The sequence below is a fragment of the Mixta mediterraneensis genome (assembly GCF_014946725.1).
Taxonomy (GTDB): Bacteria; Pseudomonadota; Gammaproteobacteria; order Enterobacterales; family Enterobacteriaceae; genus Pantoea; species Pantoea mediterraneensis.
The window spans coordinates 296,993-323,729 of the sequence record NZ_JACFXY010000003.1 but is presented as its reverse complement, the minus strand read 5'-3'; the positions used below and the strand labels follow the sequence as shown (position 1 = coordinate 323,729).

Sequence of the window (26,737 nt, the reverse complement as noted above, 5' to 3'; positions counted from 1 at the left end):
GGTGTTCAACGGCTTGAGCCGCTGCGGCGACTGCGTCTACGCAATCGTTTACTTCGCCGAGCGCTATTATGCCAAAAACAAAATAAAAAGGCCGGAGAATCTCCGGCCTGGGACAATTTATTTGTTCAGCGCGCCCTGGAACACGGCCACCAGCGCATCATTTTGCGATTGGGTCAGCACATGCCCTTTGGGATCGATAAACTGCAGGCTGCTGCGGTTATCCAGATCGCCGACCTGCACTTTGTAATCACCGTTTGGCAGTTCAGGATCTTTGGCACCTATTTCATCCCATGTACCGCTGCCCGGTGCTTTATAGGTCACGTTCAGGCTGCCCTGCGAGCGGTTGCTGTCCGTAACCTCCATGCCTACACGTTTCATGGCGCCTGGCAGTCGTTGCCATGCCACATTAAACGGGGTACGCAGAACCAGCATTGGCAAGCCGGTATCATCGGCGCCGCTTTGTACATCAATAGTGCCATTGACACGACCTGCTGCAGCGCTTTCACTGGCGGTGTCGATCTTATCCATACCGGTGCTAATATCATTCAGCATCTGGGCGGTATAGCGCTGGATCTGAACCGGTGAAGTAACGGTTTTGCCTGTCTGCTGCAGCTCAAGCAGACGCACGGTCAATACCTGCTGATAGCTTTGCGACTGCACGCTTATCTGATACCGGCCACGATACTGGTTATCTTCATCCGCACGATTCCACTGCACCCAATCCGTAGTCAGCTCCTGGCCTGCATCGTTACGCGACGCAATCGGGAATTTGTAGGACTGCACTACATTAACCACTTGCGACCAGACTGAGCCATGGCTGTTTTCAATCATTAGCGCGCCGGTATTGTTGCTGAACTGGGCACGCGTGCCGTTCATCAGCGCCAGAGGCTGCGCCGGTGGACGGATGTCAAGTTGTTTACCGACCGGTGCATTGCTGGCGGTGCGGGGAACATCGTAATCACCACGCTGTACCGGCAGGATCATACCGGCTGGCGCTTTAAGTTCGTGCAATTCACTGGCTTTCAGATAGGATTCATCACCACTGACCTGACGCTTATAACGTTGATCGCTCGAACATGCCGACAACAGCATCAGCGTGGAAAGCCCCACCACTGTGGCAACTGTTGACCGCTTAACTGAATAATTCATTCATTCTCCCTAAATTATCGCAAACCCGCTTTAACCAGCGCCTGCTCTACCTTTGGCTGGCTTGCTGCTGTCAGTGGCGTCATCGGCAGACGCAGCGTGTCGTTAGCGATTAATCCTAACTGCTTCGCAGCCCATTTTACCGCAATAGGATTGGGTTCACAGAAAAGCGTCTGGTGCAGGTGCATCAGACGCTGATTCAACTGGCGCGCTTCGGCGAAATTGCCCTGCTGTGCCAGCGCGCACAATTCAACCATCTCGCGTGCAGCGACGTTCGCTGTCACAGAAATGATGCCTTTGCCGCCCAGTTGCATGAAGTCCAGCGCGGTAGCATCGTCACCGCTGACCAGGATGAATTCATCATCAACCAGCTCTTGGATCTGATTAACCCGCGATAAGTTCCCCGTGGCCTCTTTGATTCCGATAATATTTTTGATTTCAGCAAGGCGCGCTACGGTTTCCGGCAGCATGTCACAACCGGTACGCGCCGGCACGTTATACAGCATCTGCGGCAGGCTGGTGCTTTCGGCGATAGCTTTGAAATGCTGATACAACCCTTCCTGCGTTGGACGGTTGTAGTACGGCGTGACGGTCAGGCATCCGACCACCCCGGAATTTTCGAAGCGTTTGGTGAGAGAGATACCTTCAGCGGTGGCATTGGCACCCGTTCCGGCGATGACCGGAATCCGTCCGTCAGCCAGTTCCAGCGTCTGTAGCACCACATCGCCATGTTCATCATGGCTCAGCGTGGCTGATTCGCCGGTCGTGCCAACAGAAACAATCGCTGCGGTTCCGCTGGCGACATGATAATCAATCAGTTTTTTCAGACTCGCACGGCAGACATTACCTTTGTCATCCATCGGCGTGATGAGTGCAACAATACTTCCCGTAAACATTGGCGATCCCCTCGACAAACAAGTGCTTCATGGTACGTTTTACGCTTAGTGAAAAGCAAGCAAGCCACGCCATTCCCGCGCTTGTCAGCAGTTTTTTTTATGTTTACCTTATGGTTATTAGCGAATGCACAGGAAATCCCATTTTGCCGCAATCTCAGCCCCACCATTTGGTCATCACCGCGCTGGGTGTTGACCGTCCGGGTATCGTCAATACGATTACCCGCCATGTCAGCAGCTGCGGTTGCAACATTGAAGACAGCCGACTTGCCATGCTGGGGGATGAATTCACTTTTATTATGCTGCTGTCTGGTAGCTGGAACGCCATTACGCTGATCGAATCGACGCTGCCATTGAAAGGTGCCGAGCTGGAATTATTGATCGTAATGAAACGCACCAATGCCAGAGCGCGCCCCCCTATGCCCGATACCGCCCTGGTGCAGGTAGAAGTCCCCGATTCGCCACATATCATTGAACGCTTTACCGATTTAATCGATAAACATCAGATGAACATTGCTGAGCTGGTTTCGCGCATCACCCCTGCTCAACACAATCAGCCCCCCACGCTCTATATTCAAATGACTGCCCACAGCCCAACGCGTAACGAAGGCGGGCCTTTTGAGCAGGCTTTTAATGCGCTCTGTCAGGAATTGAATGCCCAAGGTACACTGCGTCTTTATAGTCTGTCGGACAGAGACAGCGTCGAGCAGATAGCCTCCTCGCGCTAACTGTATTGCGCGCGTGGTAAACCGGAGCTATTTCTCTGCGTTGCTGCATAACGATGAAAAGCTATGCGGTGAAATACCCCTGATGGTAATTTTCCATTTGGCAGTTACGCGCCGGATGGTGTATTACCCACAGCATGATTAAAAAATGGAGAGATGTGATGAATCCACTGAAAGCCGGAGATCCCGCACCGAAGTTTAGCCTGCCCGATCAGGACGGCGAACAGGTCAATTTGACTGACTTCCAGGGACAGCGTGTGTTGGTGTACTTCTACCCGAAGGCGATGACGCCAGGTTGCACCGTGCAGGCTTGTGGTCTGCGTGACAATATGGATAAGTTGAAAATGGCCGGTGTAGAGGTACTGGGTATCAGTACCGATAAGCCCGAAAAGCTGTCACGCTTTATCGAGAAAGAGTTGCTGAATTTCACCTTGCTGTCTGATGAAAATCATCAGGTGAGCGAGCAGTTCGGCATTTGGGGCGAGAAAACCTTCATGGGCAAAACCTATGATGGCATCCACCGTATCAGCTTTTTGATTGATGCGAATGGCAAAATCGAAAAAGTTTTCGACGATTTTAAAACCTCGAATCACCATGACATCGTGCTGGATTACGTTCAGTCTGCCTGATCTCCCCAGGGCGCGGCGATCCTCACTGCTGCGCCCTGTTTTTTAACGACAGGGCGCAGGGAATCAGCGCTAAAAGCAGCTGAGATGGCATTGTTAAGGCGTTACAACATCAGGAAGGCATAACCTTCATTTTGTAGCGTCGCAACGGTGGTTCCGCTGGAAATAGTATGCGTCACCATCGGATCAATCCATTCACGCTCAAGGTGGTGGAAAGCGACTGACTGATCGCAGATTGATACCTGAACCCCGGCTTTTTTCAGCTCGCCGATCAGTTTCAGGTTTGGATTATCCACGCCGTATGCTTTGCGGAATTGATCGTTACTCAGTGCGGCAGGCACCGCATCGCTATTAATTGATACCACAAATTTCAGCTGATCAAGCGGCACGCCTGCAGCGTAATAAAGGTTCGTTACGCGTGCAACACGTTCCAGCCCCAGATTAGGTCGACGGATATCGCCTTCGCTGCGGTTAATCTGGAAAACGATTTTATTACTCAAACCTGCCACCGTGCCGGGTTTAAAAGCTGGCGTATCGACATAATGTATTTTGCCGAATCCCTCAATTGCAGGTGTGCTCCAAAAATCAGCGGGTTCAGTTTTATTCTCTGTAAACTTACCGCTAACTTTATCCATTAACTGTGGAAACGGCTTTGTTGAATAAATCGAACTTTTGCTGAGTTGAAGGATCAGATCACGCATCCTCCCGACAACACAGACCGTTCCGTGGCAAAGCAAAAGTTCAAAATCACCAACTGGCCCACCTACAACAAAGCCCTCATCAACCGTGGCTCCCTCACTTTCTGGCTGGACGATGAAGCGACTCATGCCTGGTATGAGTCGGCAACGCCTTCATCACGGGGAAGACCTCAGCGCTATTCTGACCTTGCCATCACCACCGTCCTGATGATTAAACGCCTGTTCCGGCTGACCCTGCGGGCTGCGCAGGGTTTTATTGATTCCATTTTTGCCCTGATGAACGTTCCGTTGCGCTGCCCGGATTACAGCAGTGTCAGCAAGCGGGCAAAGTCGGTTAATGTCTGTTTCAAAACACCCACCCGGGGTGAAATCGCACACCTGGTGATTGATTCCACCGGGCTGAAGGTTTTTGGTGAAGGCGAATGGAAAGTCAAAAATCACGGCAAAGAGCGCCGTCGTACCTGGCGGAAGCTGCATCTGGCCGTTGACAGCAGAACACATGAAGTCATCTGCGCGGACCTGTCTCTGAACAACGTCACGGACTCAGAAGCTTTCCCGGGTCTTATCCGGCAGACACACAGAAAAATCAGGGCAGCCGCAGCAGACGGCGCTTACGACACCCGACTCTGTCACGATGAACTGCGGCGCAAGAAAATCAGTGCCCTCATCCCGCCCCGAAAAGGAGCGGGTTACTGGCCCGTAGAGTACGCAGACCGTAACCGTGCAGTAGCGAATCAGCGGCTGACCGGGAGTAATGCCCGGTGGAAATGGACAACAGATTACAACCGTCGCTCGATAGCGGAGACGGCCATGTACAGGGTAAAGCAACTGTTCGGAGGTTCACTGACGCTGCGTGATTACGATGGTCAGGTAGCAGAGGCTTTGGGCATGGTGCGTGCGCTGAATAAAATAACGAAGGCTGGTATGCCAGAAAGCGTGCGTATTGCCTGAAAACCCGGTCAGCTACAGAGTCACTCGTCCTGAAGCTGATTTATTCAACAAAGCCTGTGGAAACTGTAAAACGTTACCACCAATAAATCCGGCTACGGCTGCCACTACAATATACGCTGCTGGACGCATCGCTTATTCTCCTGTTTAAATTACATTAGCAACCATGCATAACCCTGATTTTGCAGGGTTGATACCGTGGTCAGGCTGGAAAGCGCATGGATTACCGATTTATCAATCCAGTTTTTGGGATAATGATGAAATGCCACAGCCTGATCGCATACCGACACTTTCACGCCGATCTTATTTAGCTCGCTGATTAACTTCAGATTGGGATTATCAGTGCCGTAAAGCTGTTTGAAATGGGTGTTGTCCAGCATCGCAGGCGTTGCTTTGCCATTTACCGAGACGACAAACTGCAATTGATCGGCAGGAATACCGGAAGCTATATACAGATTCACCACACGCGCCACACGCTTCAGTCCGGTATTAGGCGCGGTCATCGCGCCATCGCTGTGGTTGATCTGGAAAACCACTTTATTGCTTAAACCCACCACCGGTTTAAACGCCGCATCTGCTTCGTAATGTATTTTCCCGTAACCTTCTACCGCAGGCGTACTCCAGAAATCGTCTGGATATTCAGGCGCAGCAGTTAAATGCCGAACGACTTTGTCATATATCACACCACTTTGCGTTACGCCCGCGCCAACGGCACCGCCAATAATGGCGATAAGTGCATAAGATACGGCAGAACGCATAACTCCCCTCTCCAGAAAACAACGCGTTTCAGATGTGGCTTATCTATATCACAGCATGACGAACGTGAGCGCGCAGGCGAAATAGGCAAAACAGGATTTTAGTTTCTAAAGTTACAGTTAACGGAGGGGATTAAAAAAAATATTAAATGATGTGCTGACCGGACATTTTTTAAAACTGGCTCTTATTCCCGCCGCTTAATAATTATGACTGGTGGTTTATCTCATCTTTATAAGTCCACTCATTAATGCTTTTTTATTTGTCGCTTACGCCGCCACGATAAAAAAATGTGATTAAACCAAAGCGTGAGAATGAACAAATGCCGTTATTTTTTCGGAGTAAACCTGGAAAAAATCATGCCACCTTCAATTTTTTTGAGAGAATTTACATAACTTTAATTAGGAGCTATTTTCCTTTCGGTTAAAATCCCACAGGGTTTCTCCCTGTTAACAGAGTTTATAAAATAAGCGATCAGACACGCCTTAATATTTCCCTTGAAACGCTGGCTTACTGGCGCAATATGGCGTGTGTTTAGCTTTGGTTGAGGTTGGCGAGATATTCAATTTTTTGCTGCAAGCGCCCCTGGTTTGCTACAAATACCAGCATCCCGGGGCAGTAAACCCCATTTCTTTCCTGTCGGGCTGTGGTTAAGATAAGCGCGACGCGTTATGACTGCCGAAAAAAACAGAACATTGCTGCTGCGCACCTGTCCAATTTCAGGTCTTCTCTACAGGATTACGTCATGTTGAACCGGTTAACGAAAACATTGCTCGCCGCGCTTATTCCTACGCTGATCGTGACCAGCATGGCATCTGTCAGAGCCGATGTCAGTGATTCGCTGCCTGACATTGGCACGACCGCCGGATCGACACTCTCCATTAATCAGGAACTACAGATGGGCGATTTTTACGTGCGCCAGCTGCGCGCCAGTGCCCCTCTGATTAACGATCCCCTGTTAAATCAGTACATTAATCAACTCGGTCAGCGGCTGGTATCGCACGCAGATGCAGTCAAAACGCCCTTTCACTTTTTCCTGATTCAAAATGATGAGCTAAATGCTTTTGCTTTCTTCGGCGGAAATGTGGTGCTGCACGCCTAGCTGTTTCGCTTTACAGATAATGAAAGCCAGTTGGCTTCCGTGATGGCGCACGAAATCTCTCACGTTACTCAACGTCACTTAGCGCGCGCGATGGAAGATCAAAAACGTAATGCGCCCCTGACCTGGGTAGGTGCGTTGGGCTCGATCCTGTTAGCAATGGCGAATCCGCAAGCCGGAATGGCAGCGCTAACCGGCACGCTGGCAGGCTCGCAACAGGGGATTATCAGTTTTACCCAGGGCAACGAGCAGGAGGCCGATCGCATCGGCATTCAGGTATTGCAACGCGCTGGCTTCGATCCACAAGCGATGCCTGACTTCCTGCAAAAGCTGGCGGATCAAACCCGCTTCTCCTCTAAACCGCCAGAAATTTTGCTAACCCACCCGCTGCCTGATAGCCGTCTGGCCGACGCACGTAATCGCGCCAACCAGATGCGGCCTGTGGTCGTGCAGTCTTCTCAAGACTTTTATATGGCAAAGGTACGCTCGCTGGGAATGTATCCTACCGGGCGCAATCAACTGACCGGGGAGTTGCTCGACCAGTATGCTAACGGCAATGCGCGAGAGCAACTGGCCGCGAAATACGGCAAAGCGGTGCAATTTTTACAGGCGAAAGATTTTGCTGCTGCGAAAAAAATCATCGCCCCATTGCTGGCGAAACAGCCCGGCAACGTTTGGTTGCTAGATATTATGTCGGACATTGATATTGGGCTGAATCAACCGCAGCAGGCAATAATCATGCTGAATAACGCCAGCGGAGCAAAAAACAGTCCGGTGGTGCAGCTTAACCTTGCTAACGCTTACGTCGAAGCGAAACAACCCGCCAACGCCAGCCGCATTCTTAACCGTTATGCCTGGACGAATAAAGATGACCCAAATGGCTGGGATTTACTGGCGCAGGCATCGGCACAACAGGGTTTGAGTGATGAAGAACTGTCGGCGCGCGCTGAAAGCCTGGCCCTGAATGGCCAGCTCGATCAGGCGATTTCCGCATTGAGCAGAGCCAGCGCGCAGGTGCCGCTCGGCAGCCTGAAGCAGGCGCGTTACGATGCTCGCATCGACCAGTTACGTCAGTTACAACAACGTTTTAAGCAGTATCAAAAAGGATAACGATTATGGTGACCATTTATCACAACCCGCGCTGCAGTAAGAGTCGCGAAACGCTGGCGCTGTTAAAAGAGCAAGGTATTGAACCAGACGTGGTGCTTTATCTGGAAACCCCGCCAGACCGCGAAACACTGCAAATTTTGCTGAAAAAACTCGGCATGACCAGCGCACGTCAGCTGATGCGTACAAAAGAGGAGATGTACAAAACATTAGCGCTTAGCGAAAGCGATAAAAGTGAAAGCGCGTTGATCGCGGCGCTGGTTGAGCACCCCAGACTGATTGAACGTCCGATTGTGATCAATGGCGAGCAGGCACAGCTGGGGCGACCGCCAGAAGCGGTGCTGAAGATCCTTTAAAGGCCAAGCGTCTCTTTCACAAAGGGAATGGTGAGTTTGCGCTGGGCGCTGATGGAAGCGCGATCAAGGCGATCCAGCGTTTCAAACAGCGTACGCATTTCACGATCGAGTCGCTTAAGCAGAAAGCGGCCCACATCTTCTGGCAGTTCAAATCCACGTAATCCGGCTCGCAGCTGTAACGCCTGTAGTTTGTCTTCGTCAGAAAGCGGCTGTAAACGGTAGATTTGTCCCCAGTCAAGGCGCGAAGCCAAATCGGGAAGTTGCAAATTGAGTTGACGTGGCGGCCGGTCCCCGGTAATCAGCAGGCGCGTATTACCCGTTTCCAGAATGCGATTATAGAGATCAAAAATCGCCATCTCCCATTCGGCTTCACCCGCAATGCACTCGATGTTGTCAATACACACCAGAGCCAGCTGTTCCATGCCATCTAACACTTCTGGCACAAACCAGGTGCGCTTATCCAGCGGTACATAGCCGACCGCTTCACCGCGAGCCGACATTTCGGCGCATGCGGCGTGCAGCAGATGGCTGCGCCCTCCGCCTTCGCGTGACCAGAAATAGAGATAACTGCCATGATGTTGACTGAGTGCACCTTTTAACGCGGCAATCAGCGACGGGTTTTCCCCCGGCCAGAAGCTGGCAAAGGTTTCGTCGTCAGGTAAATAAAGTGGCAATGACAATTGTGCCGGCGTGTTCAGAAGCACCTCAGCAAGCGAACAAGCTAAAAAACCGGGGCAGTCTACCACAGTTTTTAAAAAGAGATGAATGAGGCTTCCCTGCCCCGATGTTGACCTTAATGGCTGCCTTTTTCTTCGGTATCCAGCACTACTTCTTCCGGGCGCAGCAGTGAGATAACACGAAAGATCAATGCCAGCCCAATGCCAACAAGGGTTGCCAGCGCCATACCTTTCAGTTCTGCTGCACCGAGGTGTATTTTTGCGCCGCTCACGCCAATGATCAGGATAACGGACGTCAGGATCAGATTTTGCGCTTTGTTGTAATCCACTTTAGATTCGATCAGCACACGAATACCTGAAGCTCCGATTACGCCATACAGCAGTAACGATACCCCGCCCATCACCGGCACCGGTATTGCCTGAATGGCGGCCGCCAGTTTGCCGACGCAGGAAAGCAGAATGGCAAAAATCGCCGCGCCGCCAATCACCCATGTACTGTAAACGCGGGTAATCGCCATCACACCGATATTCTCACCATAGGTCGTGTTCGGCGTTGAACCAAAAAAGCCGGAAATCATCGTCGATAAGCCGTTAGCAAACATTGAACGATGCAGGCCTGGATCGCGAATTAAATCCTTCTTCACGATATTTGCTGTCACTACCAGGTGTCCAACATGCTCGGCAATCACCACCAGCGCGGCAGGCAGAATGGTCAGCATCGCCACCCATTCAAAGCGCGGGGTATAAAACGTTGGCAGCGCAAACCACGGCGCATTATAGACGCCGCTCCAGTCAACAATACCCATAAAGAACGAGAGCCCGTAGCCGACCAACACTCCAATCAGGATAGGAATAATGGCGAGAAAGCCCCGAAACAGCACCGAACCAAATACCGTGACCGCCAGCGTGACGAGAGAAATGATCACTGTTTTGCTGTCTGGCGAACTGCCTTCGGCAGGCAGCAAACCAGCCATATTTGCCGCCACACCCGCCAGCTCCAGGCCGATAACCGCGACAATTGCTCCCATCGCCGCTGGCGGAAACATCACGTCGATCCAGCCGGTGCCGGCTTTTTTTACGATCAGCGCGACGATGCAAAACAGCAGGCCGCAGAGAATAAAACCGCCCAGCGCCACTTCATAACCCAGCGGTAACAGCAACAGCACCGGCGAAATAAAGGCAAAGCTCGAACCCAGATAGGCCGGAATTTTGCCTTTACAGATGAAAAGGTATAACAGTGTGCCGATACCATTAAACAGCAATACCGTGGCCGGATTAATGTGAAATAAAATCGGCACCAGGACAGTTGCACCAAACATGGCGAACAGATGTTGCAGGCTGAGTGGAATGGTTTGCAGTAGCGGCGGTCGTTCGCTAACGCCAATGGCGCGACGAGTCATCATGTATCCCCTTGAGATGTGTGGTGCTTTTTTGTCAAAAAAAAGCCGACTCTCTGGTCGGCTATTCACTTTATTTGGTTCCGAAAATCTTGTCTCCGGCGTCGCCCAGACCCGGAATGATGTAGCCTTTTTCGTTCAGGCCCTGATCGACAGAGGCGGTATACAGCTCAACGTCAGGATGGGCTTTTTCCAGGGCGGCAATACCCTCCGGCGCAGCCACTAACACCAGCACTTTAATGCTGTTGCAACCCGCTTTTTTCAGCAGGTCGATGGTAGCAATCATCGAACCACCGGTTGCTAACATTGGATCAACCACCAGCGCTAAGCGTTCTTTAATATTAGAGGCCAGCTTCTGGAAATAGGGCACCGGCTCCAGCGTCTCTTCATCACGATACACGCCAACTACGCTAATACGCGCGCTCGGAACATGTTCCAGTACGCCTTCCATCATGCCAAGGCCGGCACGCAGAATAGGTACAACGGTGATTTTTTTGCCTTTGATTTGATCGACCTGCACCGGGCCGTTCCAGCCCTCAATGGTAACGCTTTCGGTTTCCAGATCGGCGGTGGCTTCGTAGGTCAGCAGGCTGCCGACTTCTGAGGCCAGCTCACGGAAACGCTTCGTGCTGACATCATGCTCACGCATCAGACCCAGTTTATGTTTGACCAGCGGGTGTTTGACTTCCACGATCTTCATTGGTGTTCTCCCGGAATGAGTTGAGCTAAAAAAAATCGCGGGATTATACCGCCTTTTCGGCTTTGCGCCATATGTCCTTGCACTGGTCGGTAATTTTTGCCCGACAAATTAAGGATTGATGAAAATCGCATGGCGCGCAATCTGAGGCTCGCAAACGTTTGCCTGCGCTGGTAGAATTGCCGCGCTTTATTTTAACCACCAACCGCAACTCGCGTGGGGACCTCGCAGTGACCGACAAGACCTCTCTCAGCTACAAAGACGCCGGTGTTGATATTGATGCTGGTAACGCTCTGGTTGACCGTATTAAAGGCGTAGTGAAAAAAACGCGTCGCCCGGAAGTTATGGGTGGCCTGGGCGGTTTCGGTGCGCTTTGTGCGTTGCCGCAGAAATACCGCGAACCCGTGCTGGTCTCCGGCACCGACGGCGTGGGCACTAAGCTACGTCTGGCGATGGATCTGAAGCGCCACGATGCTATTGGTGTTGATCTGGTGGCGATGTGTGTCAACGATCTGGTGGTGCAAGGGGCTGAACCTTTATTCTTCCTGGATTACTATGCAACCGGCAAGCTGGACGTTGAAACCGCGTCTGCGGTGATCACCGGTATCGCCGAAGGATGTCTACAGTCGGGCTGTGCGCTGGTGGGCGGTGAAACCGCTGAAATGCCGGGCATGTATCACGGCGAAGATTATGACGTTGCGGGTTTCTGTGTCGGCGTGGTTGAGAAGTCCGAAATTATCGACGGCAGCAAAGTGCAGGACGGCGATGTACTGATCGCACTCGGCTCAAGCGGCCCGCACTCCAACGGTTATTCGCTGGTGCGTAAGATCCTTGACGTCAGCAACACCGATCCGCTGACTGAACAGTTGGACGGTAAACCGCTGGCCGATCATCTGCTTGAACCTACCCGTATTTACGTGAAAAACATCCTTAGCCTGATCGCGCAAATTGACGTCCATGCTATTGCGCACCTGACCGGTGGCGGCTTCTGGGAAAATATCCCACGCGTACTGCCTGATAATACCCAGGCCGTGATTGACGAGAAAAGCTGGCAATGGCCTTCGGTGTTCAACTGGATGCAGCAGGCAGGCAATGTCAGCCGTCACGAAATGTATCGCACCTTTAACTGCGGCGTGGGCATGGTGATTGCGCTGAGTCCGGCGGATGCTGACAAAGCGGTTGAGCTGATGAGCGCAGCCGGTGAAAAAGCGTGGAAAATCGGCGTGATTAAAGCGTCTGACGCCGAAGAGCGTGTGGTTATTCAGGCATGAAGAAACTGGTTGTACTGATTTCCGGCAGCGGAACCAACCTTCAGTCCATCCTTGACGCCTGCGCAAGCGGGCGCATTCATGGCCGTGTCGCTGCTGTGTTCAGCAATAAAGCGTCTGCCTATGGTTTAACCCGTGCCCAGCAAGCTGGCGTGCCGACCCTGTCGTTAGCCGCCAGCAATTTTGCCGATCGCGAAGCTTTTGATCGCCAGCTGATTGCCGAAATCGACGCGTATGCGCCGGATCTGGTGGTGCTGGCCGGTTATATGCGCATCCTGAGCAGCGCTTTTGTTGCGCGCTATCACGATCGTTTACTGAATATCCACCCTTCCCTGCTGCCGAAATATCCTGGCCTGCATACCCATCGTCAGGCGCTGGAGAACGGCGATACCGAACACGGCACGTCAGTGCATTTCGTTACCGATGAGTTGGACGGTGGCCCGGTTATTCTACAGGCGCGGGTGCCGGTGCTTGCCGGAGACAGCGAGGAAGCGATTACCGGGCGCGTACAGCAGCAAGAACATGTTATTTACCCGCAGGTCATTAACTGGTTTATCGAAGGACGACTCGTGATGCGTGACGGCAAAGCCTGGCTGGATGGCAAGCCGTTGCCGCCACAAGGCTGCGATCGCGCCTGATTTTCCAGGGAGAAGCGCACGCTTCTCCTTTATTGCTTCCTTAACCGTAGCGCCCGGTAATGTAATCTTCAGTACGACGTACCTGCGGCGTGGTAAAAATCCGGTCAGTTTCATCAAACTCTATCACCGCTCCATTGTGCATAAACGCGGTGTAATTCGACACGCGCGACGCCTGCTGCATATTGTGCGTCACCAGCACCAGCGTGAAGTGCTGCCTGAGCGTGGTCATCAGCTCTTCAATCACCAGCGTGGAGATCGGATCCAGCGCCGAGGTTGGTTCATCCAGCAATAATACTTCCGGCTCGATAGCGATAGCCCTGGCGATCACCAGGCGCTGCTGCTGACCAGTTGAAAGCGCCAACGCATTCTGCCCCAACTGATCTTTCACTTCGCTCCACAGCGCTGCGGCGCGCAGCGCACGCTCACAGGCTTCATTCAGCACCCGCTTATCACGCACGCCCTGTAAGCGCAGGCCATAAACCACATTTTCGTAAATGGATTTTGGAAACGGATTTGGCCGCTGAAACACCATACCAACGCGACGGCGTAGCGCGGACAGATCCTGATTCGGATGCATAATGTCTTGTTGATCGAGCAGCACTTCGCCTTCGATACGGCAATTATCGATCACATCGTTCATGCGATTAAAACAGCGTAGCAGTGTCGATTTGCCACAGCCCGAAGGTCCGATAAGGGCCGTGATACGATTTTTCGGCACCTGCAACGAGATACCTTGCAGTGCCTGACGCTCGCCGTACCACAGAGAGAGTTGATTTACGCTCAGCGCGATGTCAGTTTCGGGCATCATAGTCATAACCTGTTATTGAGTCATAAGACGATAGCGCTCGCGCAGGCGGTGACGCAGACCCATCGCCAACAGATTGAGCGACAGAATGATCAGCACCAGCAGCAGCGCGGTGGCAAACACCAGCGGTCGATCGGCTTCAATATTGGGGCTTTGAAACGCTAAATCGTAAATCTGAAAACCCAGGTGCATAAATTTACGATCAAGATGCAGATACGGGAACACCGCATCCGCAGGCAGCTCTGGCACCATTTTCACCACGCCCACCAGCATCAACGGGGCAGTTTCACCGGCAGCGCGCGCTACCGCTAAAATCAAACCGGTCAGCATCGCCGGAATTGCCATGGGTAACACTATCTTCCATAAGGTTTCCGCCTGCGTTGCGCCCAACGCCAAAGAGCCTTGGCGCAGGCTGTCAGGGATGCGTGATAGCCCCTCTTCCGTGGCGACAATTACCACCGGCAACGTCAGTAAGGCCAGCGTCAGGGCCGCCCATAACAGACCTGGCGTACCAAAGGTCGGGTTTGGCAACGCATTGCTATAAAACAGTTGGTCGATTGTGCCGCCCACGCCCCAGACAAAGAAACCCAGACCGAAAACGCCATAAACAATCGACGGCACGCCTGCCAGATTCACAACCGCAATGCGCACCAGCCGCGTTAACGCGTTGCGTCCGGCATATTCATGCAGCCAGACGGCGGCAATCACCCCGAGCGGCATCACCACCACCGACATCAGCAACACCATCAACACGGTGCCAAATATAGCCGGAAACGCCCCGGTTTCGCTTTCGCCGTCAGCGGGAGAATCGCTTACGAAATGCCAGGTTTGCTGCAAAAAGTGCAGCACTTTTTCTTTCAGGCTAAGCGCGTTAGGTTTCCAGACGTCGAAAATTTGTGACAACGGAATGGCGTGGTCGTTGCCCTGTACGTCGCGCAAGATTAAAACGTCTCGCTGGCTTTCATGCTGTAAGCTCGCCAGGGTCGCGCTGAGTTTTTCAAAACGGCGCTGCAACGCAGCCTGATTGGCCTGATATTCTGATTGCGCCTGCAAATCGAACTGTTTTGCCTGGCGTTGCCGCCCGGCCTGCTCTTTCAGCATTTCCAGCTGATTATTGAGCCGCGCCATATCAATCCGACGAATGTGATTTATCTGCCGCACCAGGGCATGCGTCTGCGCCAGACGCTGATGCAGCAGCGCATCGGTGTTCTGCGCAACCAGTACTTCATTGTCTTCACGCAGGCCGACTAACCAGCCATAAGCATTGCCGTGGCTGCGGCGCTGCAATAGCAGAATATCTTTGGGTCGGCTCACGTTTGCCGGATCGCGACTATAAACAACGCGAAAATCCGGCGCATCCCAGTCACGGTTGCCGGTTTTAATCAGGTAACGATTCACCTGATCTGCACTGTTGCCCTGCTCCCCGGCTGGGGCCGGAAAATGTTTTTGATGTTCAATGGTTTCGCCAGACAAGCGGCTTTTATGGCCATCGTGCTGCGTGAAGGTATACAAATCGACAGGCTGTGGCCAAAAAGCGCGCGCGCCTTGCCACGCCAGTAGCGCAATCAGTAATGTGAAGGCCAGCAGGCAAACCGTGACGGCACCGGCAGTCAGCCAGCGCCAGCGGCTGTTTTGTCGCATCGCCGTCATGCTGATGTCTCAGGTTGGCTGTAACGCTGTCGCAGGCGTTGGCGAATCACTTCGGCAATGGTGTTGATCACCAGGGTAAACACCAGCAACAGTAAGGCGCTCAGAAATAAAATGCGATAATGCGCGCTGCCTGGCGCCGCTTCAGGCATTTCAATCGCGATGTTAGCCGATAAAGCGCGTAGCCCACTGAATAAGCCACCTTCGCTTTGCGGCGTATTGCCTGTTGCCATCAGCAGGATCATGGTTTCGCCAACTGCACGACCAAAGCCAATCATCAATGCCGCAAAAATACCGGCTGATGCGCCAGGCAATACCACCCGGGTTAAGGTTTGCCACGGCGTCGCGCCTAAAGCCAGCGATCCCTGTCCGAGCAAGGCAGGCACGCTGAACAGTGCATCCTCAGCAAGGGTAAAAATTAGCGGCACCAGGGCAAAACCCATCGCCAGCGCCGCCACCAGCAGGTTACGCTGTTCGTAATGAGGCACCCAGTCGCCTGCGTCACGCACCCACAGCGTCGGCAGCCATAATGTCAGCACGATAACAACCAACAGCAGCGGTAACAACAGCAGCACTTCGCGGCCTGGCTGTCGCCAGCGCGCTGGCAGACAGGCGCTTAGCACACCACACAGCAGCAGGCTGGCGGCTAAGGTGAACGGCAGCAGCAGTACGCCTGTCAGCGCCTGGCTGATATGCGGCGCCAGCCACAATCCCGCAATCAGCCCAACTATCACGCTGGGCAGCGCGCCCATCATCTCAATCGACGGTTTAACCCAGCGACGCAGACCCGGCGCCATAAACCATGCGGTTTACATCGCCGCAGCCAACGCCAGCGGCGTAGCAAATAACAGCGCCAGGCTCGCAGCTTTTAACGTGCCGATGACCATTGGCACTAAACTAAATTTGGCCTGATAACTGTCGCCTGCGGCGGTGGATTGCCATGCCCAGTCCGCTTTGGGATAGTTTTCGTACCAGATCTTCTGCCAGAAGTTGCGCCAGGTAACATCTGGCCACGGATTATCCAGCTTAAAGGTTTGCCAACTTCCCTGACGCTCCACCAGCAGGCTGTCGCCGTGCGGCGAGAACTGCGCATGCAAGATGCCGGGGGCTAGCTGGCGTTGAAATATCGGCCCTGCTTGTTTGCTGGAAAATAGCTTCAGCATACCGTCCTGGGTGAAGGTGGCAAAGACGCGGCGCTGTGGCTCTGTAATCAGTTGCGCCTTGCCTGCGCTGTGCCTGAAGGTACGAATCTGATGCAGACGCGGGCCTTGTTCGCTGGCAATTGAAAACCATTGCGTTACCCCCGCCTCATCCTGGACGAGCAGCGTTTGGCCACCGGTTAACAGATGCAGGCTCTGCGGCGTGTGCGGTAGCGTTTGTGTCTCACGCAGCTGCGCGTGATCCTTGTCCAACTGCCAGACCCGCAGCACATTACCTTCGCTGGTATAGAGAAGATCGCCTTGCGGCGCAAGAAGCAGATGATCGGGATGCTGTTGCGGCAAGCTGATCATCGTTGCCTGATGATAGGGACCCAGCGTCAGATAGCCCAGGCCATGGGTGGTAACAACGGCGATACGCCATTGATTCGGGCTCAGCGTCGCTAGCGCCATTTTTTCCACCGTGCCTTGTGGCAGGTGGAAAGGTTTATCACCCAGCGGGAAACGCCACTGCGCTTCATCTTTTCGCAGAACCGGTTGCAGCAACAGTAAATCGCCCTGCATATTAAGCAGCAGCGTTTGGCGATCGGCGCTCTGTACCACTGCCTGCGGGGCTGGCGTCAGCGCTAATGCCTGATCGGCAGGCTGACCGTTAAGCGGAATAAAACGCGCCGCGCCAGCCGTACTGATACGCCAGCCGTGGCTGCCGTCATTGCCTATCGCCAGCGCAGGTGCGCGATCCCACAGTTGCTGCGAAGCGCCTGGCTGCATGTCCGGCGCGCTGAACAGCGGCAGAACTACCCAGATTAGCCAAAAAAACAGCAGCAGCATAAGCAGCAGAATCGCAATGCCACATGACGTGACCAGTCGCCGCGTCAAACGGTCAATCCTACGACGTCGGCGGTCGCTAAACTGAACGGGAATGTGGTTTATGCTCATGCGGTCCTAAATGCAGCGGAAAATAAGCCGCTATGTTGCCCGTAGCTGATTGATAAGACAACTCTTGCCGTTGGACAAGCCTGCCATACTCTCGCCATAATGTTGTTGGACACTGGATCTTCAGTCCTGCAACCGCTATACGGAGTGAGAATGGGTCAGGTAAAGCTGTATATTGAAAAAGAGTTAAGCTGGTTATCTTTCAATGAACGTGTCTTACAGGAAGCGGCGGATAAAACGAATCCGCTAATCGAACGCATGCGGTTTTTGGGTATATTTTCCAATAACCTGGATGAATTCTATAAAGTGCGTTTTGCCGATTTAAAGCGCCGTATCCTTATCGGTGAGGAGCAAGGCTCCCCTGGCACACCGCGCCATTTGTTTAAAAAAATTCAACAGCGTGTGCTGAAATCCGATCAAGAGTTCGACGCGTTGTATAACGATCTACTGCTGGAAATGGCGCGTAACCAGATCTTCCTGATTAATGAGCGTCAGCTTTCACCGAATCAACAAATCTGGCTGCGCCACTATTTTAAAAACGAACTGCGCCAGCATATTTCCCCCATTCTTATTACTCACGAAACCGATCTGACCGAATTTCTTAAAGACGATTACACCTATTTAGCGGTTGAGATTATTCGTGGGGACAATATTCGCTATGCGTTACTGGAAATCCCTTCGGATAAAGTGCCACGTTTCGTTAACCTGCCCGCTGAATCACCCCGCCGTCGCAAACCGATGATTCTGTTGGATAACATTCTGCGTTATTGCCTGGACGATATTTTTAAAGGTTTCTACGACTACGATGCGCTGAACGCCTATTCGATGAAGATGACGCGCGATGCCGAGTACGACCTGGTTACCGAAATGGAGTCCAGCCTGCTGGAACTGATGTCCTCCAGCCTGAAACAACGTTTAACCGCAGAGCCGGTACGCTTTGTTTATCAGCGCGATATGCCGGATTCGATGGTGGAGCTGCTGTGCCATAAATTGTCGATCACTAACTTTGACTCAGTACTGCCGGGTGGGCGTTACCACAACTTCAAAGACTTTATCGGCTTTCCCAATGTCGGTAAAAATAATCTGGTCAACCGTCCGCTGCCGCAGATTCGTCATATTGGCTTTGATGGCTACCGAAACGGGTTTGACGCCATTCGTGACCGGGATGTACTGCTCTATTATCCCTATCACACTTTTGAACACGTATTAGAACTGCTGCGTCAGGCCTCGTTTGACCCCAGCGTACTGGCAATCAAAATCAATATTTATCGTGTAGCAAAACACTCGCGCATTATGGATGCCATGATTCATGCCGCCTATAACGGTAAAAAAGTCACGGTGGTGGTTGAGCTACAGGCGCGTTTTGATGAAGAAGCCAATATTTATTGGGCAAAACGTCTGACTGAAGCCGGTGTTCACGTCATTTTCTCGGCGCCAGGCCTGAAAATTCACGCTAAGTTATTCCTGATTTCGCGCCGCGAAGGGAATGAAGTTGTGCGTTATGCGCACATCGGTACGGGCAACTTTAATGAGAAAACCGCGCGCATTTATACTGACTACTCACTGCTGACCGCCGATGCACGTATTACCAATGAAGTGCGTCGGGTGTTTAATTTTATTGAGAACCCTTATCGGCCGGTGACTTTCGAGCATTTAATGGTCTCACCACAAAACTCGCGCCGCATGCTGTATCAGTTGATCGATGAAGAAATTGCCAATGCGCAGCAAAAACTGCCGTCCGGCATTACGCTGAAAATTAATAATCTGGTGGACAAAGGCCTGGTTGACCGGCTTTATACCGCATCCAGCGTAGGGGTAAAGGTCAACTTACTGGTGCGTGGCATGTGCTCGCTGATCCCTGATTTACCGGGCATAAGCGAAAATATTCGCGTTACAAGCATCGTTGACCGTTATCTGGAGCATGATCGCGTCTATATTTTTGAGAATGGCGGCGATAAAAAAGTGTTTCTTTCTTCTGCTGACTGGATGACGCGTAACATCGACTACCGTATCGAAGTGGCGGTGGCAATTCTCGATCCGCAAATTAAACAGCGTATCCTGGATATTATTGCGATTCAGTTAAGTGATACGGTGAAAGCCCGGATTATTGATAAAGAATTAAGCAATCAATACGTTCCACGCGGAAATCGTCGTAAGGTGCGCTCGCAACTGGCGATTTATGATTACATTAAGAAACTGGAACAACCTGAATAACGCTTATGCCAATTTCCCAGAAAACTACGCCGAAACCCCAAGAGTTTGCGGCGATTGACCTCGGTTCGAACAATTTCCACATGGTGATTGCCCGTGTGGTTGACGGCGCTATGCAGGTACTCGGTCGCCTGAAACAGCGTGTGCACTTAGCCGACGGGCTGGGTCCGGATAATCGTCTGAGTGATGAGGCAATAGAGCGCGGCCTGAGTTGCCTGGCGCTGTTTGCTGAACGATTACAGGGCTTCAGGGCCAGCAACGTCACTATTGTTGGCACTCACACGTTGCGTCAGGCCGTGAATGCCGAAATATTCTTACAACGCGCCGCAGAAGTGATCCCCTATCCAATCGAAGTGATTTCCGGTCACGAAGAGGCCCGCCTGATTTTTATGGGCGTAGAGCACACGCAGCCGGAAAAAGGCCGCAAGCTGGTGATCGACATCGGTGGCGGTTCAACTGAACTGGTTATCGGTGAAGATTTCGAGCCGCAGCTGGTGGAAAGTCGCCGCATGGGTTGCGTCAGCTTTGCGCAACTTTATTTTCCTAAAGGCGAAATCAACCGCGAGAATTTTCGTCGGGCACGTTTAGCGGCAGCGCAAAAGCTGGAAACGCTGGCATGGCAATATCGTCTGCACGGCTGGCAGTATGCCTTAGGCGCGTCCGGCACGATCAAAGCCGCCTGTGAAGTGCTACAGGAGATGGGCGAAAAAGAGAAGCTTATTACGCCAGAACGCCTTGAAATGCTTTATGACGAAGTGATGAAGCATAAAACCTTTACGGCACTAAGCCTTCCGGGATTAACTGAAGAACGTAAAGGCGTTTTCGTTCCTGGGCTGGCCATTATTTGCGGTGTGTTTGACGCGCTGGCAATTCGCGAGCTACGTCTTTCTGATGGCGCGCTGCGTGAAGGCGTGCTGTATGAAATGGAAGGCCGTTTCCGTCATCAGGATATTCGCAGCCGTACCGCGCAAAGCCTGGCTAACCACTACGCCATTGACAGCGATCAGGCACGGCGCGTGCTGGAAACCACCGAGCAACTTTATCTGCAATGGCGTGACCAGCATCCCAAACTGGCGAACCCGCAACTGGCTGCCCTGCTAAAATGGGCGGCGATGCTGCATGAAGTGGGGTTGTCCATCAACCACAGCGGCCTGCAACGCCATTCATCCTATATCCTGCAAAATAGCAATATGCCGGGTTTCAATCAGGATCAGCAGATGCTGCTGGCCGCGCTGGTAAGATTCCATCGCAAAGCGGTTAAGGTTGACGAATTGCCTCGTGTGACGCTGTTTAAGAAAAAGCAGTTCCTGCCGCTGATTTTCCTGCTGCGCCTTGGCACCTTGCTGAATAATCAGCGCCAGGCCACTACACGCCCAATTTCTTTAAAGCTAAGCTGTGATGATGGACACTGGACGTTAACGTTCCCGGTGGGATTTCTCAGCCAGAACAACCTGGTACAACTCGATCTGGAGCGTGAACAAAGCTACTGGAACGAAATCACCGGCTGGAAATTGATCCTTGAAGAAGCCTGACGTTGTGGACCTTTGTGCCCACTTCACTGAAGCGATAAAGATGAATAATTCGATTAACTTCTCAGAAAAATATGGCCTGACGCCGACACATTCAGAAGTGCTGGAGGCTTTCCCGCAACTCACAGTGGGCAAAGCGCTGGATCTGGGCTGTGGCAACGGACGCAACACCCTGTTTCTTAATCAGCAAGGCTTTGACGTTACCGCATGGGATCACAACCCAAAAAGCCTGGCGCGCCTGAACCGCATCATTGCAGACGAAGGCTTACAGGGTATTCACACCGGGCTGCGTGACCTTAACCAGACGCGCTTTAACGGCGGCTACGACTTCGTACTGTCTACGGTGGTGATGATGTTTTTACAACCGGAAACCATCCCGCAGCTGATCGCCGATATGCAGGCCTGCACGGTGAAATATGGCTACAACCTGATTGTCGCGGCGATGAACACGGATGATACGCCCTGCCCGACTGATTTTTCTTTTGCTTTTAAATCCGGGGAACTTAGCCACTATTACCGCAACTGGCACATCGTAAAGTACAACGAAAACAGAGGCCAGCTGCATCGCACCGATGAAAATGGCAACCGCATCACCTGCCGTTTCGCCACACTGCTGGCGCAAAAGGCCAGCTATTAATTATTTCTGTCGTTTTTTTAGACAACGATTGATTTCATCTGGCGACTGTGACTAAATATTGCTGTCGCCCATTTGGGTCATTACAGGAACCATCCCGCGTGAACAGCGCTATACCTTCCCGAAGACGTCAGAAAACCGGCACCATGACCCGGATCGTTCTGTTGATCAGTTTTATCATCCTCTTTAGCCGAATGATTTTTATCCTGCCTGCTGCTTTTGAACATCATCAGCAAAAAAAATCCATCCCCGCACCGGTAAGCCTTAGCGTTAACGATTCTCGCTAGCCAGACGCTTCATTAAGCAACTAAAACGCTGTCCAGACGACAGTACGATTTTTTGCATCCCTTTTACAGACGAAACGCTACACTTCGTGCTGGTACTTTCAGACAAAAGGGACGCAATATGTCTGCCTCTCACTCGCAACGTTTAAGTGAAATACGTCATCGTATTCTGACGCTGCTGCTTAACGAGCACGATCTGGTTGATGCGCTGCTTAAAAAAACCAGCCATCTCAGTTCTGAACAGCAACGTGAAAATGCGATCCAGCGCGAAATGCTGGAACAGGATATTACTCAGCTGCATGCTGCAGACCTGGCCGATATTCTCGAAGCCTTACCTGAAGAAGAACGTCAGGCGTTGTGGCGTCTGGTGCCCAACGAGCGGCGCGGCCATGTACTGGTCGAAGCCGCAGAAACTGTCTGGGCCAGCCTGACTGAAGAGATGAGCGACCGCGATATTCTGCGCGCTATCGAACCGCTGGATATTGACGACCAGGTCTGGCTGGCGCGCTATCTACCACGCGATCTTACCGGACGCTTGCTTACTACGCTGGAACCGAGCCAGCGGGCGCGCATACTCAACGTGATGCAGTTTGACCGCGACCGTGTGGGCCGGGTGATGGATTTTAATATCCTCACGGTGCGTTCCGACGTCACTTTAGCCACCTTGCAGCGTTACTTACGCTATCGTAAAGCCATACCAGGGGGCACTGACAAGCTGTTTATCACCAATCAGGATAATCACCTACTAGGTGAGCTGTTGCTTACCGACATTCTGCTCAACAAACCGCAAATGCGCGTGGACGAAGTAATGAACACGCACCCTACCACCTTCCAGCTCAACGACAGAGCAGAGGATGCAGCCAGTGCCTTTGAGCGCTATAACCTGATTTCTGCTGCCGTTATTGATGCCAAAGGCAAGCTGATAGGCCGCGTTACCATTGAAGATGTGATCGATTTAGTGAACGAAGAGAACGAAAGCAACATTCGTAAAATGGGGGGTATCAGCCAGGAAGAGGACGTTTTTGCTCCGGTTCGTAAAGCAGTACGTAATCGCTGGGCGTGGCTGGCGGTTAACCTGTGTACCGCCTTTGTTGCTTCACGCGTGATCGGCCTGTTTGAATCAACCATTTCGCAACTGGTCGCGCTAGCTGCTTTGATGCCGATTGTCGCGGGTATCGGTGGTAATACCGGTAATCAGACTATCACTATGATTGTGCGCGCCCTGGCGCTGCATCAGGTGGAACCGGGAAACTTCTCTTTCCTGATTGTGCGTGAGCTGGGAGTCGCTTTAATCAACGGTATTTGCTGGGGCGGCATTATGGGAATCATTACCTGGCTGATGTATGGCAACCCCGCGCTCGGCGGCGTAATGATGCTGGCGATGGTGCTTAATCTGCTGCTGGCGGCATTAATGGGCGTGCTGGTGCCATTGGTAATGACTAAAATGAAGCGCGATCCGGCGGTCGGCTCCAGCGTATTCATTACGGCCATTACCGATACCGGCGGCTTTTTTATCTTTCTTGGCCTGGCGACGTTATTCCTGCTGCGACATTAAATACGTAGCCATTCCAGTACAATAGCCAGATGCCAAATCACCGCTAACCCTGGCTTTCGGCATAGCGTGACGTGGCTTCTGTCTTTTTATTCGGGGCGCTTTCTGCCAGCCTTTGCCTGCCCCTTCAGTCCATTTAGTTTTGTTATCAACGACGACGAGCATGCCTTACTTCTTTCTACGGTTTAAATCAGCGCGCTAAACTGGAAAGCATGACGCAAAATTTTTCTAACTTACCCATGTAACCCGCTCGACACTGACTAAAAAACGGAGGGAGTGATGTTTAAGATTAACGATTTTGTGCAGGCAAAAACCGGTGGGCCAAAGATGTTAGTGTTGCGCGTAGAAGGCGATGTGTTGTGGTGCGCGCGCGTGGATGATGCAACCAAAAAAGAAATAGAAGTGAAAGCCGGCAGCGTGAATCTGTATCACGAAGAGGATGATTTCGGCGTCTGTTAAGTTAAGAGGCCCCATTAGGGGCCTGAATGGTCAGGGGTTATTATGTTGCAGATTATCGTGACCAAGGCCGCCAATAAACGGCAAACGCAGACGTAACGGTGTGAAATCTACCCCCATACTCAGCCCTAATATATTCAGCTCAACGCCCTCTTCCGCGCCGAGCGTCATCCCCGCCACGCCTAAAACTGACACCTGCAAACCGCGGCCAGACGGTGGTAATCCAATCGGACGCCACAGCGGACGATAATCTTTACCCAGCGCATTGGCGGGCAAATCGAGTTTTAAGGCCGACACATGTCGGCCAATGTGTGCCAGGAAGGTGTTGCTGTTAGGTCCCGGCCATGCATGGTAGGTTTGCGGCCAGGGATAAGACTTTATCGCAGCTTCAATTTGCGGAATCATCGCTTCTGCCGCCGGGCCGCGATGGTCCACCAGCAGGCGAGGTTTTGCGCCGTACCAGTATCCGTCGGGAATATTGGTGTTGCGCCGTACTTTATCGCCGCTCCCCCAGCTGATCACTTCGTAGCGGTTATACTGGGTTTCTCCGGCGCGTTTGAAGATAATCCACGGATGCATCGCCACTGCCCCCTTCCAGCCATATGTCGGCGCGGCATAAACCTGCACAATCGTTAAACTGGCATGGGTACGTGGATCGGGCGCGATCCCGGCGGAATCGCGTCGTGCCGACCACCATCCTTCCTGACTGGCTGCACCGCTATGGCGGGTTGCCTGCGCAATACTCGCCGCCAGAGATAGCAGCAACACAGCAAGAAAAAAGAGACTGAATACTTTCAGTGGAAGCATGCGGGATCCCGGTGGTTAAGACAAAGAAAAAAAAACGCCAGTCAATCTGACGATTAAACTGGCGATTGGGTAATCAGCGCGTTTTAGAATAAGTCAGAAACTTATTCCCACTCAATGGTGGCCGGTGGTTTGCCACTAATATCGTAAACAACGCGGGAAATACCCTCTACTTCATTGATGATACGGTTGGATACGCGGCCAAGGAAGTCATAGGGCAGATGCGCCCAGTGTGCTGTCATAAAGTCGATAGTTTCGACCGCACGCAGCGAGACAACCCAGTCATACTTACGACCATCGCCCATTACGCCAACAGAACGTACCGGCAGGAACACGGTGAAGGCCTGGCTGACCTTGTTGTACAAATCAGCTTTGTGCAGTTCTTCAATGAAGATAGCATCGGCGCGACGTAGCAGGTCGCAGTACGCTTTCTTCACTTCGCCCAATACGCGCACGCCCAAACCGGGACCTGGGAATGGATGGCGGTAAAGCATGTCGTATGGCAGGCCAAGTTCCAGACCAATTCTACGTACTTCATCTTTGAACAGCTCTTTCAGTGGCTCGACCAGCCCCAGCTTCATCTCTTTTGGCAGCCCGCCGACGTTATGGTGTGATTTGATCACATGAGCTTTGCCGGTTGCAGAAGCCGCAGATTCAATGACGTCAGGATAAATGGTGCCTTGCGCCAGCCACTGCACATCGGTCAGCTTCGTCGCTTCTTCGTCAAACACTTCAACGAACACCCGACCAATGGTTTTACGTTTGGCTTCTGGATCATCAATACCTGCCAGCGCGTTAAGGAAGCGCATTTCAGCCGGCACGTGAATAATGCTCAGACCAAAGTGGTCACCGAACATGTCCATTACCTGTTGCGCTTCGTTGAGGCGCAACAACCCATTATCAACGAATACGCACGTCAGGCGATCGCCGATGGCTCGATGCAGCAGCATCGCAGTAACAGAGGAATCCACACCTCCCGACAGGCCAAGAATAACTTTGTCGTTGCCAATCTGCTTACGCAAACGCTCAACGGCGTCTTCGATGATTTTTGCTGGTGTCCACAGCGCTTCACAGCCACAAATGTCGATAATGAAACGCTCGAGCATACGCAAACCCTGACGCGTGTGCGTCACTTCCGGGTGGAACTGTACGCCGTAAAAACGCTTCTCTTCATTGGCCATAATGGCAAACGGACAGGTTTCGGTGCTGGCGACGGTCACAAAGTCAGACGGGATTGCCGTCACTTTGTCGCCGTGGCTCATCCATACGTCCAGTAAGGGTTTGCCGGCCGCGCTGAGCGCATCTTCAATATCGCGAACCAGGGCACTCGCGGTAGTCACTTCAACCTGTGCGTAGCCAAATTCACGCTCGCTGGAACCTTCAACTTTTCCGCCGAGCTGCATCGCCATGGTCTGCATGCCGTAGCATACGCCCAGCACCGGTACGCCAGCGTTAAATACATATTCCGGTGCCCGTGGGCTGTTCAGCTCCGTGGTGCTTTCCGGGCCGCCGGAAAGGATGATGCCGCTCGGGTTGAACTGGCGGATCTGTTCTTCGGTGACATCCCATGCCCAAAGTTCACAGTAAACGCCCAGCTCACGCACGCGACGCGCCACCAGTTGGGTATATTGAGAACCAAAATCGAGAATCAGAATGCGATGCTTATGGATATTTTCCGTCGTCATTGAGGGGTT

At 52.4% G+C, this 26,737-nt stretch carries 23 protein-coding genes and 2 pseudogenes; 13 read left to right on the top strand and 12 right to left on the bottom strand.

Annotated elements, in window-relative coordinates:
• Positions 1 to 117 precede the first annotated feature (117 nt).
• Both bamC and dapA read right to left on the bottom strand, forming a co-directional pair.
• Positions 118 to 1,149 (bottom strand): outer membrane protein assembly factor BamC, encoded by a 1,032-nt coding sequence (bamC, locus tag H2P46_RS08125; RefSeq protein ID WP_193404634.1) that lies wholly within the window; start codon positions 1,147 to 1,149, stop codon positions 118 to 120.
• Between the two features lie 14 nt (positions 1,150 to 1,163).
• Positions 1,164 to 2,042: a 4-hydroxy-tetrahydrodipicolinate synthase gene (gene dapA, locus H2P46_RS08120; RefSeq protein ID WP_193404633.1), complete on the bottom strand. Its 879-nt coding sequence runs from the start codon at positions 2,040 to 2,042 to the stop codon at positions 1,164 to 1,166.
• Between the two features lie 143 nt (positions 2,043 to 2,185).
• Between dapA and H2P46_RS08115 the strand changes: the two genes are divergently transcribed.
• Both H2P46_RS08115 and bcp read left to right on the top strand, forming a co-directional pair.
• Positions 2,186 to 2,767, top strand: a complete 582-nt coding sequence (locus H2P46_RS08115; protein WP_419776124.1) for a glycine cleavage system transcriptional repressor — start codon at positions 2,186 to 2,188, stop codon at positions 2,765 to 2,767.
• Positions 2,768 to 2,925: 158 nt separating this feature from the next.
• Positions 2,926 to 3,393 carry a thioredoxin-dependent thiol peroxidase gene (gene bcp / locus H2P46_RS08110; RefSeq protein WP_193404631.1) on the top strand — a complete coding sequence of 156 codons (468 nt, stop codon included), beginning with the start codon at positions 2,926 to 2,928 and terminating at the stop codon, positions 3,391 to 3,393.
• A gap of 101 nt (positions 3,394 to 3,494) precedes the next feature.
• On the opposite strand, the gene H2P46_RS08105 is transcribed toward bcp, so the two are convergent.
• Positions 3,495 to 4,091 carry a DsrE family protein gene (locus H2P46_RS08105; protein WP_193404630.1) on the bottom strand — a complete coding sequence of 199 codons (597 nt, stop codon included), beginning with the start codon at positions 4,089 to 4,091 and terminating at the stop codon, positions 3,495 to 3,497.
• On the opposite strand from H2P46_RS08105, the gene H2P46_RS08100 reads away from it, so the two are divergent.
• A complete protein-coding gene (locus H2P46_RS08100; RefSeq protein ID WP_193403199.1) occupies positions 4,071 to 5,039 on the top strand; it encodes an IS5 family transposase in 969 nt (322 codons plus the stop codon). The genes H2P46_RS08105 and H2P46_RS08100 overlap by 21 nt on opposite strands.
• Before the next feature lie 149 nt (positions 5,040 to 5,188).
• On the opposite strand, the gene H2P46_RS08095 is transcribed toward H2P46_RS08100, so the two are convergent.
• Positions 5,189 to 5,794 carry a DsrE family protein gene (locus tag H2P46_RS08095; protein WP_193404629.1) on the bottom strand — a complete coding sequence of 202 codons (606 nt, stop codon included), beginning with the start codon at positions 5,792 to 5,794 and terminating at the stop codon, positions 5,189 to 5,191.
• A 740-nt stretch (positions 5,795 to 6,534) separates the two neighbouring features.
• On the opposite strand from H2P46_RS08095, the pseudogene bepA reads away from it, so the two are divergent.
• Positions 6,535 to 7,998 (top strand): annotated as a pseudogene (gene bepA / locus H2P46_RS08090) (beta-barrel assembly-enhancing protease).
• 5 nt (positions 7,999 to 8,003) lie between these two features.
• A complete protein-coding gene (gene arsC / locus H2P46_RS08085) occupies positions 8,004 to 8,351 on the top strand; it encodes an arsenate reductase (glutaredoxin) (RefSeq protein ID WP_193404628.1) in 348 nt (115 codons plus the stop codon).
• Here arsC and hda read toward each other — a convergent pair.
• The 3 genes from hda to upp form a co-directional block, all read right to left on the bottom strand.
• Positions 8,348 to 9,049 (bottom strand): DnaA inactivator Hda, encoded by a 702-nt coding sequence (hda, locus tag H2P46_RS08080; RefSeq protein WP_202987387.1) that lies wholly within the window; start codon positions 9,047 to 9,049, stop codon positions 8,348 to 8,350. The genes arsC and hda overlap by 4 nt on opposite strands.
• A 95-nt stretch (positions 9,050 to 9,144) precedes the next feature.
• The gene (gene uraA, locus H2P46_RS08075) at positions 9,145 to 10,428 is read right to left on the bottom strand and encodes a uracil permease (RefSeq protein ID WP_193404702.1); all 1,284 of its coding nucleotides are present in this window, start codon (positions 10,426 to 10,428) and stop codon (positions 9,145 to 9,147) included.
• A 70-nt stretch (positions 10,429 to 10,498) separates the two neighbouring features.
• On the bottom strand, positions 10,499 to 11,125 hold the full coding sequence (gene upp, locus H2P46_RS08070) for a uracil phosphoribosyltransferase (protein WP_193404626.1): 627 nt from the start codon (positions 11,123 to 11,125) through the stop codon (positions 10,499 to 10,501).
• Between the two features lie 227 nt (positions 11,126 to 11,352).
• On the opposite strand from upp, the gene purM reads away from it, so the two are divergent.
• Entirely contained in the window at positions 11,353 to 12,393 is a 1,041-nt protein-coding gene (gene purM / locus H2P46_RS08065) for a phosphoribosylformylglycinamidine cyclo-ligase (protein WP_193404625.1), read from the top strand.
• Positions 12,390 to 13,028 carry a phosphoribosylglycinamide formyltransferase gene (purN, locus tag H2P46_RS08060; protein WP_193404624.1) on the top strand — a complete coding sequence of 213 codons (639 nt, stop codon included), beginning with the start codon at positions 12,390 to 12,392 and terminating at the stop codon, positions 13,026 to 13,028. Before purM ends, purN begins: the two co-directional genes overlap by 4 nt.
• A gap of 40 nt (positions 13,029 to 13,068) precedes the next feature.
• Here purN and pstB read toward each other — a convergent pair whose 3' ends face one another.
• From pstB to H2P46_RS08045, 3 genes and pseudogenes are all read right to left on the bottom strand, one after another.
• Entirely contained in the window at positions 13,069 to 13,836 is a 768-nt protein-coding gene (gene pstB / locus H2P46_RS08055; RefSeq protein WP_193404623.1) for a phosphate ABC transporter ATP-binding protein PstB, read from the bottom strand.
• A gap of 12 nt (positions 13,837 to 13,848) precedes the next feature.
• Positions 13,849 to 15,483 (bottom strand): phosphate ABC transporter permease PstA, encoded by a 1,635-nt coding sequence (gene pstA, locus H2P46_RS08050; protein WP_193404622.1) that lies wholly within the window; start codon positions 15,481 to 15,483, stop codon positions 13,849 to 13,851.
• Positions 15,480 to 17,576 (bottom strand): annotated as a pseudogene (locus H2P46_RS08045) (ABC transporter permease subunit). The gene pstA and the pseudogene H2P46_RS08045 overlap by 4 nt, the downstream one beginning before the upstream one ends.
• A gap of 150 nt (positions 17,577 to 17,726) precedes the next feature.
• On the opposite strand from H2P46_RS08045, the gene ppk1 reads away from it, so the two are divergent.
• From ppk1 to H2P46_RS08020, 6 genes are all read left to right on the top strand, one after another.
• A complete protein-coding gene (gene ppk1 / locus H2P46_RS08040; RefSeq protein ID WP_193404621.1) occupies positions 17,727 to 19,787 on the top strand; it encodes a polyphosphate kinase 1 in 2,061 nt (686 codons plus the stop codon).
• Positions 19,788 to 19,792: 5 nt separating this feature from the next.
• Positions 19,793 to 21,316, top strand: a complete 1,524-nt coding sequence (gene ppx / locus H2P46_RS08035; protein ID WP_193404620.1) for an exopolyphosphatase — start codon at positions 19,793 to 19,795, stop codon at positions 21,314 to 21,316.
• A gap of 40 nt (positions 21,317 to 21,356) precedes the next feature.
• Positions 21,357 to 21,950, top strand: a complete 594-nt coding sequence (gene tehB / locus H2P46_RS08030) for a tellurite resistance methyltransferase TehB (RefSeq protein ID WP_193404619.1) — start codon at positions 21,357 to 21,359, stop codon at positions 21,948 to 21,950.
• Between the two features lie 98 nt (positions 21,951 to 22,048).
• Entirely contained in the window at positions 22,049 to 22,234 is a 186-nt protein-coding gene (locus H2P46_RS22935; protein WP_338103635.1) for a YfgG family protein, read from the top strand.
• Positions 22,235 to 22,352: 118 nt separating this feature from the next.
• Positions 22,353 to 23,786: a magnesium transporter gene (mgtE, locus tag H2P46_RS08025; protein ID WP_193404618.1), complete on the top strand. Its 1,434-nt coding sequence runs from the start codon at positions 22,353 to 22,355 to the stop codon at positions 23,784 to 23,786.
• Positions 23,787 to 24,062: 276 nt separating this feature from the next.
• The gene (locus H2P46_RS08020) at positions 24,063 to 24,242 is read left to right on the top strand and encodes a DUF2158 domain-containing protein (protein WP_193404617.1); all 180 of its coding nucleotides are present in this window, start codon (positions 24,063 to 24,065) and stop codon (positions 24,240 to 24,242) included.
• A 30-nt stretch (positions 24,243 to 24,272) separates the two neighbouring features.
• On the opposite strand, the gene H2P46_RS08015 is transcribed toward H2P46_RS08020, so the two are convergent.
• Positions 24,273 to 25,046, bottom strand: a complete 774-nt coding sequence (locus H2P46_RS08015) for a DUF3750 domain-containing protein (protein WP_193404616.1) — start codon at positions 25,044 to 25,046, stop codon at positions 24,273 to 24,275.
• 101 nt (positions 25,047 to 25,147) lie between these two features.
• Positions 25,148 to 26,728, bottom strand: a complete 1,581-nt coding sequence (gene guaA / locus H2P46_RS08010; protein WP_193404615.1) for a glutamine-hydrolyzing GMP synthase — start codon at positions 26,726 to 26,728, stop codon at positions 25,148 to 25,150.
• Positions 26,729 to 26,737 lie beyond the last annotated feature (9 nt).